The sequence below is a fragment of the Pediococcus parvulus genome, assembly GCF_007990205.1.
In the GTDB taxonomy this organism is placed as follows: domain Bacteria; phylum Bacillota; class Bacilli; order Lactobacillales; family Lactobacillaceae; genus Pediococcus; species Pediococcus parvulus.
This window is the reverse complement of sequence record NZ_BJWE01000002.1, coordinates 106,335-113,411: the sequence shown is the minus strand read 5'-3', so window position 1 is coordinate 113,411 and position 7,077 is coordinate 106,335. Positions and strand designations below refer to the sequence as shown.

The 7,077-nt window shown below is 38.6% G+C and carries 5 protein-coding genes; 1 reads left to right on the top strand and 4 read right to left on the bottom strand.

The window, feature by feature from the left end:
- Positions 1 to 40 precede the first annotated feature (40 nt).
- From ptsP to ykzS, 3 genes are all read right to left on the bottom strand, one after another.
- Positions 41 to 1,762, bottom strand: coding sequence for a phosphoenolpyruvate--protein phosphotransferase (ptsP, locus tag PPA04_RS01370; RefSeq protein WP_057784563.1), 1,722 nt, complete (start codon positions 1,760 to 1,762; stop codon positions 41 to 43).
- Complete coding sequence (locus PPA04_RS01365; protein WP_057774159.1) at positions 1,762 to 2,028, bottom strand: phosphocarrier protein HPr; 267 nt, start codon at positions 2,026 to 2,028, stop codon at positions 1,762 to 1,764. The genes ptsP and PPA04_RS01365 overlap by 1 nt, the downstream gene beginning before the upstream one ends.
- A gap of 161 nt (positions 2,029 to 2,189) precedes the next feature.
- Entirely contained in the window at positions 2,190 to 2,387 is a 198-nt protein-coding gene (gene ykzS / locus PPA04_RS01360) for a protein YkzS (RefSeq protein ID WP_057784564.1), read from the bottom strand.
- 248 nt (positions 2,388 to 2,635) lie between these two features.
- On the opposite strand from ykzS, the gene PPA04_RS01355 reads away from it, so the two are divergent.
- The gene (locus tag PPA04_RS01355) at positions 2,636 to 4,876 is read left to right on the top strand and encodes an ATP-dependent Clp protease ATP-binding subunit (protein WP_057784565.1); all 2,241 of its coding nucleotides are present in this window, start codon (positions 2,636 to 2,638) and stop codon (positions 4,874 to 4,876) included.
- Between the two features lie 64 nt (positions 4,877 to 4,940).
- Here PPA04_RS01355 and PPA04_RS01350 read toward each other — a convergent pair whose 3' ends face one another.
- A complete protein-coding gene (locus PPA04_RS01350) occupies positions 4,941 to 7,073 on the bottom strand; it encodes an LTA synthase family protein (RefSeq protein WP_057784566.1) in 2,133 nt (710 codons plus the stop codon).
- Between the last annotated feature and the right edge of the window lie 4 nt (positions 7,074 to 7,077).

The window sequence follows — 7,077 nt, the reverse complement described above, 5'->3', positions numbered from 1 at the left end:
ATTTAAAGATCCCCAGAGACTTATCTAAAACTAAATTTTGTTACTTAATTGCATCGTTAACGAGTTTGATGACATCGTCGTTAGTTTCTGCTTCAGTAACGGCCTTATCGGCTAATTTCTTCATTTCTTTGGTGTCCAAGCGTTTCATCAATGAACGAGTCTTCAAAACTGAAGTTGCACTCATTGAGAATTCGTCCAAACCAAGTCCCATTAAAATTGGAACAGCAGTTTGGTCGCCGGCCATTTCACCACACATACCAGTCCACTTGCCCTCTTTGTGAGAAGCATCAATTGTGTTTTTAATAAGACGCAATAGGGATGGATTATATGGTTGATACAAATATGAAACTTTTTCATTACCACGATCTGCAGCAAATGAGTATTGAATCAAATCGTTTGTACCAATACTGAAGAAGTCAACATATTTAGCTAACTTGTCAGCAATCATAGCGGCAGCAGGGATTTCCATCATCATACCAACTTGGATGTTATCACCGATCTTAGTTCCAGCCTTAACCATCTTTTGCTTTTCATCTTCAAAAATGGCTTTAGCTTTCTTAAATTCAGCAACAGTTGCAATCATTGGGAACATGATTGCAAGTTTACCGTAAGCAGATGCTCGCAACAAAGCTCGTAATTGTGTTCGGAACAAATCTGTCCGATCCAAGCTAATTCGGATAGCACGATAACCCAAGAATGGGTTCATTTCGTCCGGAAGTGGTAAGTATGGCAATTGCTTGTCTCCACCAATATCCATGGTCCGAATAACAACTTGTTTGCCGTTCATTCCTGAAACAACTTGTTTGTAAGCTTCAAACTGGTCGTCTTCAGTTGGTAGTTCGCTTGAATCCATGTACAAAAACTCAGAACGGAACAAGCCAACAGCTCCAGCACCATTATCAATAACACCTTTGATGTCATCAGGGGTACCAATATTAGCTGCTAAATCAAAATGAACGCCATCCTTCGACGATGTCTTTTCATCACGAAGTTTTTCCCATTCAGCTTTTTGAGCCAAAAAGTCTTTTTGCATTTTTTGATATTTTGCAACTTCATCAGCATCTGGGTTAACGAGTGCCAGTCCATGCATCCCATCAATCACAACGGTATCGCCAGCTTTAATATCTGTTGTTGCTTTTTCGCTTCCAACAATAGCTGGAATTTCCAAAGTACGGGACATAATTGCAGAATGTGATGTTCGGCCACCAATATCTGTAATGAATCCCTTAACAAACTTACGATCCAACTGAGCAGTATCACTTGGTGTTAAATCATGAGCGACGACTACAACTTCTGAATCAATTAAAGCTGGGTTAGGCAATTCAACGCCTAATAAATGACTCAAGACACGCTTTGTCACGTCACGAATGTCTCCGGCACGTTCTTGCATGTACTGATTATCAGTCATTGCTTCAAAAGTTTCAATAAAACCGTCAGTGACATCTTTTAATGCTTGTTCAGCATTAACGCTGTCATTCTTGATCTTGTCTTCAATATTACCAATCAATTCTGGATCTGATAGAATCGTAATGTGGGCCTCAAAAACTTCGGCTTCTTCTTCACCAAGGCTTTTAGCAGCTTTACTCTTAATTAACTCTAGTTCTGCTTTAGATGCGTCTAAAGCGTCTTGAAGACGTTTAATCTCAGCATCTGGATTATCAATTGTTTTCTTATCAAATGACAGATCAGGGTCGACAAGCATATATGCTTTCGCAATTGCAACGCCATCACTGGCAGCAATTCCCTTCAATTGTTTTGCCATTAGTCAGAAAGTCCTTCCTTTTTCATTGTATCTGCAAGAGCTTCAATAGCTTCTTTTTCGTCATCGCCATCAGCAGATACGGTCACATCAGCGTTTTGACCAACACCTAATGACATAACACCCATGATAGACTTCAAGTTAACTGATTTGTCTTTGTAAGTTAACTTAACATCAGCGTTAAATTTGCTTGCTGCCTGTACTAATAAAGTAGCTGGACGTGCGTGAATACCTGTTTCTGCAATAATATGAAAGTCTCGTGTTTCCATTATAAATCGATCTCCTTTAAAAATATAAGTTTAGTAAGGGCTTTCTTTATAAGTTATAAAACGAACATAGCATTCATCTTACTAACAATTAATCAGCCTTTCCCATTGATGATAGCAATTTCTCGAAATTTTTACAAGCCCTTTCACGAATAAAAGTGAAATTAATGTTCACCGTTTTCATGAGTTTCAAAGTGATAAACTACTTTCCCACTTCGTTGAGCCGATCCAATTACGCGTTTTCGCTGATCATACTTCATATAGATAGGTTGAAATTCTGAAAATTCATCTGGTTCAACCGTTAATTCTTTAATTGTTCCTTGTCTGAGCTGTTCCAATAAATTCGAAAAATCTCGTGCCATTTGATCACCTGCCTTTATAAAGTAAACTCAGTTTAGCTGAAAACGATACAAAGTTCAAATATTGGCACTCTATATGTCAAAGTGCTAAACTAGTTTTTGAACCTACAAAAACGCCTTACAAGTAGATTTTAAGATAGTTATTTTTCGATAAAAATTGCTTGCACAATTTTTTTGGCGCGTTATAATATGGTCATGGTCAAAGTTGGTCAAACATTTTTGACCTTGATTCTTTGAAAGGAGACAGCAAAATGTTATGTCAAAATTGTCATAAGAACGAAGCAACGATTCATTTGTATACCAATGTCAATGGACAACGGATGCAGATTAATCTTTGTCAAAATTGCTATCAACTTCTAAAACAACAAGAAGGAAATAACTTAGGAAATGGAGGTGCCGCAAACATGGCACAAGACCCATTTGGATTTGGGAATTTAGATGACATTTTCCGCGCAATGCAAAACGGAAATGTTGAAAACCCACAAGGATTAAACCAGCAAGTTCCCCCCACTCAACCAAGCGGTCCTACCGGTAATAACGGTGGTAACCAACGTAATGGCAAAGGTGGTTTGTTAGATCAATATGGTCTGAATTTAACTGAGCTGGCAAAAAAGGGAAAAATTGACCCCGTGATTGGGCGTGATTCAGAAATTTCAAGGGTTATTGAAATTTTAAATCGCCGTACTAAAAATAATCCCGTTTTAATTGGTGAAGCCGGCGTTGGTAAAACAGCCGTTGTGGAAGGTTTAGCTGAACGAATTGTCGCTGGTGACGTCCCTCAAAAATTAATCAACAAACAAATTGTCCGTTTGGATGTCGTTTCATTAGTACAAGGTACTGGAATTCGTGGTCAATTTGAGCAACGCATGCAACAACTTATGAAAGAAGTTGAAAATAATAAAGACATGATCGTCTTTATTGATGAAATTCACGAAATTGTTGGTGCTGGGAATGCTGAAGGTGGTATGGATGCTGGTAACGTTTTGAAGCCAGCATTGGCACGAGGTGATTTTCAACTCGTTGGTGCCACTACTTTAAATGAGTACCGGGATATTGAAAAAGATGCTGCTTTAGCACGTCGCCTTCAACCAGTTCAGGTTGACGAACCTAGTGTGGAAGAATCAATTCGTATCTTACAGGGAATTCAAAAGAAATACGAAGATTACCACCATGTACATTACACAGATGACGCGATCAAGGCTGCAGCAAAGCTTTCTAAGCGCTATATTCAAGATCGCTTCCTACCAGATAAGGCAATCGACTTGCTTGATGAAGCGGGATCTAAAAAGAACCTCACGATTAATACCGTAGATCCAACTACCATTCAGCAAAAGATTGACAATGCTGAAAAATACAAACAAGACGCCTTAAAGGCCGAAGATTATGAAAGGGCCGCTTATTATCGTGACCAAGTTAATAAACTAGAAAAAACTAAGTCTGGCGCAACTAACCAGAGTGAAATTCCAACAGTGACTGATAAAGATATGGAACAGATCATCGAAGAAAAAACGGATATTCCGGTTGGCGAGTTACAAAAACGTGAACAGGAACAACTACAAAATCTTGGTGAAGATTTACGTGCTAAGGTTATTGGTCAAAATGAAGCCGTTGAAAAAATTGCTCGCGCCATTCGTCGAAACCGAATCGGTTTGAATGGTACTGGCCGACCAATTGGTTCCTTCCTCTTTGTTGGCCCCACTGGGGTTGGTAAAACTGAATTAGCTAAGCAATTAGCAAACGAACTATTTGGTTCAGAGGATTCAATGATTCGTTTTGATATGAGTGAATACATGGAGCCACATTCAATTTCTAAATTGATCGGTTCGCCTCCTGGCTATGTTGGTTATGAAGAAGCCGGTCAGTTGACTGAGCAAGTTCGTCGTCACCCATATAGTTTGATCTTGCTTGATGAAATTGAAAAGGCTCATCCAGATGTCATGCATATGTTCCTTCAAATTCTAGATGATGGTCGTTTGACGGATTCTCAAGGCCGGACTGTTAGTTTCAAGGATACAATTATTATCATGACCTCTAACGCCGGAACCGGTGACGTTGAAGCTGACGTTGGCTTTGGTGCTGCAGCAAAAGGCACAACCCACTCAGTTTTGGATAAGTTAGGTAATTACTTCAAACCTGAATTCTTGAATCGTTTTGACGATATTGTTGAATTTAATTCACTCACCAAGGAAAACTTAATGAAAATTGTTGACTTAATGATTGGCAATGTCAATCAGATGTTAGCTGTTCAAGGCTTACATGTGCATGTGACAGAACCAGTTGAAGAGAAATTAGTTGAGTTAGGTTACAATCCAAAGATGGGTGCTCGTCCACTTCGTCGAGTAATTCAAGAACAGATTGAAGATCGAATTGCTGATTATTATTTGGACCATCCAGATGCAAAAAATCTTGTAGCTAAGATTGCTGATGGCAACATTGAACTAACCGTTGAAAATGTGGCTGACACCAAGGCTGCATCTACCAAAAAAGCTTAATTTACAAAAAAACTCATGGTTGAACGAAATTAATCGTTTAACCATGAGTTTCTTATACATAACGTTATTTAGATGAAGAAGAGGATGATGCTGATGAAGATGAAGATGAAGAGCTACTGCTACTTGAATCTTCAGACTCCAGTTCTGGTGCATCTGTTTTATAAAGATCTAAGGTTGATTTACCTTTATTTTTCTTCAGTAAACTTGTTGGCTCTTTTTCCTGTGCTTTACTCAATTCCTTAAGACCAGCTGATTTCTTGTAATTATACTTAGTTTTATCAACCGTCTTAAACCAAGAATGCTTAGAGAATCGGAGTAAATCACCATTGATAACCGAATCAGATAAGGATAATTCTTTATTGACATAAGTTTGAATCTTGGCAACTTCTTTCTTTTCAGTTGCAGTTTTATCGGTGATTTGTTGTCCCGTCTTTGTAAAGTACAAGTCATTGCCATACTTAGTATACTTCGGTGAAACAAAGTCCCCATCACGGAAGGCAACAATTTGATTGCGATCCTTCGACAACAAATCTTGCCCAAATTGAATGGCCCCTGGGTCTTTAATTCCCAAAAGATTTGTTAACGTTGGCATCACATCAATTTCGCCCCCATAAGTATGGTTAATACCGCCCTTCAGTCCGGTCATATGAATCATGAACGGTACCTTTTGGAACATGGCCAAATTGTAGTTATCGATTTGTTTTAAACCAAGAATTTTAGCAATGGCTGCTTTGTGGTTGTTTGAGATTCCATAATGATCACCATACAAGACCAGCATACTGTTCTTCATTAAACCAGACTTCTTCAAATAGCTGATCAATTCACCAATTGATTGGTCCAAATAATGCGCAGTCTGAACATACGGATCGACCGTTGGATCCCCAGTATCCCATTCTTTAATTGATGCATCTTTTTTAGAAATCAAATATGGATAATGGTTTGAAACGGTAATTAATTTTGCATAGAACGGTTGCGGAAGTTGTGCCACGTACTTCATGGCATCCTTCAAGAAAATCTTATCTTTCATACCGTAACCACTGACATATCCTGGTTTGATCTTGTAATACTCTTTACTAAAGAAATATTGATAACCAAATGATTTATAAGCATTATCTCGGTTCCAGAAACTCGGCACGTCCCCATGGAACGAAGCGGTCGAATAGCCATTTTGATCTAAAATAGCCGGCATACTTTGAAAAGTATTGCTAGTTCCATCCATAACCATGGCGGAACCCTCTGCCAACCCAAACAAAGAGTTTTCAAGCATCATTTCAGCATCGGCCGTTTTCCCTTGGCCAACCTGATTAAAGAAGTTATCAAAACTCAACGTATCTTTTTCATGATACAGTTTGTTCAAGTTAGGCGTAATTTCTTGGCCATCCCATTTCTTATCAATAACAAATTGTTGCAAACTTTCTAGATGGATGACAAAAACATTTTTTCCCTTTGCCACACCCTTGTACTGGATGTTTGAAGATACATGATGTTTTTTCAAGAACTTCTCAATCGGTTTTAGTTGATCATCTGAGGCCTTCGACTTTTGTTCACTGTTCTGGTACGTTTTGATCGCATCATACGCCGTATATGTCTGTAAACCTAGATACTTCACAATATAGTTATTATCGAATGTTCTGGTTAACAACCCTGAACGATTACTATAGGCCATGCCCAAATTTACGCCAAACACACCAATTGATAAAACGGTGGTGGCCAAGGCATAACGAAATTTGAACCGGGTCGTATCAATTTTGATAAACCGCACGAGTAATAACAAAATTAGGAAAATCACATCCACAAAAACCAAAAAATCGGTTCCACGCATGATGCCCATTAAACTTTTACCAAGGTTATCAGATGTCGATCCGGATCCCTTGATTAAATTGAACGTAATAAAGTCTGAGAATTCTCGGTAATACAAAATATTTGCGAACAACCACGTGGATAAGATAGCGTCCATTAAAATCATCCACCAATAAGCCCAGCGTCCCCGAAAATATAAACCAATCCCAAAAAGAAACAAAGCCGTCGCAATTGGCGAAATCGCCAAAATTAGTTCTTGCATATGCCCTTGAACACCTAAACTGAATTTCATTTGGTAGGCCATATAGGATTTTATACAAAATAGAATAACGGCGAACAAGAAAAATCCAAACCGAGTATTTAATCCCCGACGGATCTTATGCCACGCTTGACTCATAGTT

Excerpts from the sequence above, each read along its gene's own strand:
- ptsP (WP_057784563.1), bottom strand. The coding sequence starts at position 1,762 with ATGGCAAAACAATTGAAGGGAATTGCTGCCAGTGATGGCGTTGCAATT.
- PPA04_RS01365 (WP_057774159.1), bottom strand. The coding sequence starts at position 2,028 with ATGGAAACACGAGACTTTCATATTATTGCAGAAACAGGTATTCACGCA.
- ykzS (WP_057784564.1), bottom strand. The coding sequence starts at position 2,387 with ATGGCACGAGATTTTTCGAATTTATTGGAACAGCTCAGACAAGGAACA.
- PPA04_RS01355 (WP_057784565.1), top strand. The coding sequence starts at position 2,636 with ATGTTATGTCAAAATTGTCATAAGAACGAAGCAACGATTCATTTGTAT.
- PPA04_RS01350 (WP_057784566.1), bottom strand. The coding sequence starts at position 7,073 with ATGAGTCAAGCGTGGCATAAGATCCGTCGGGGATTAAATACTCGGTTT.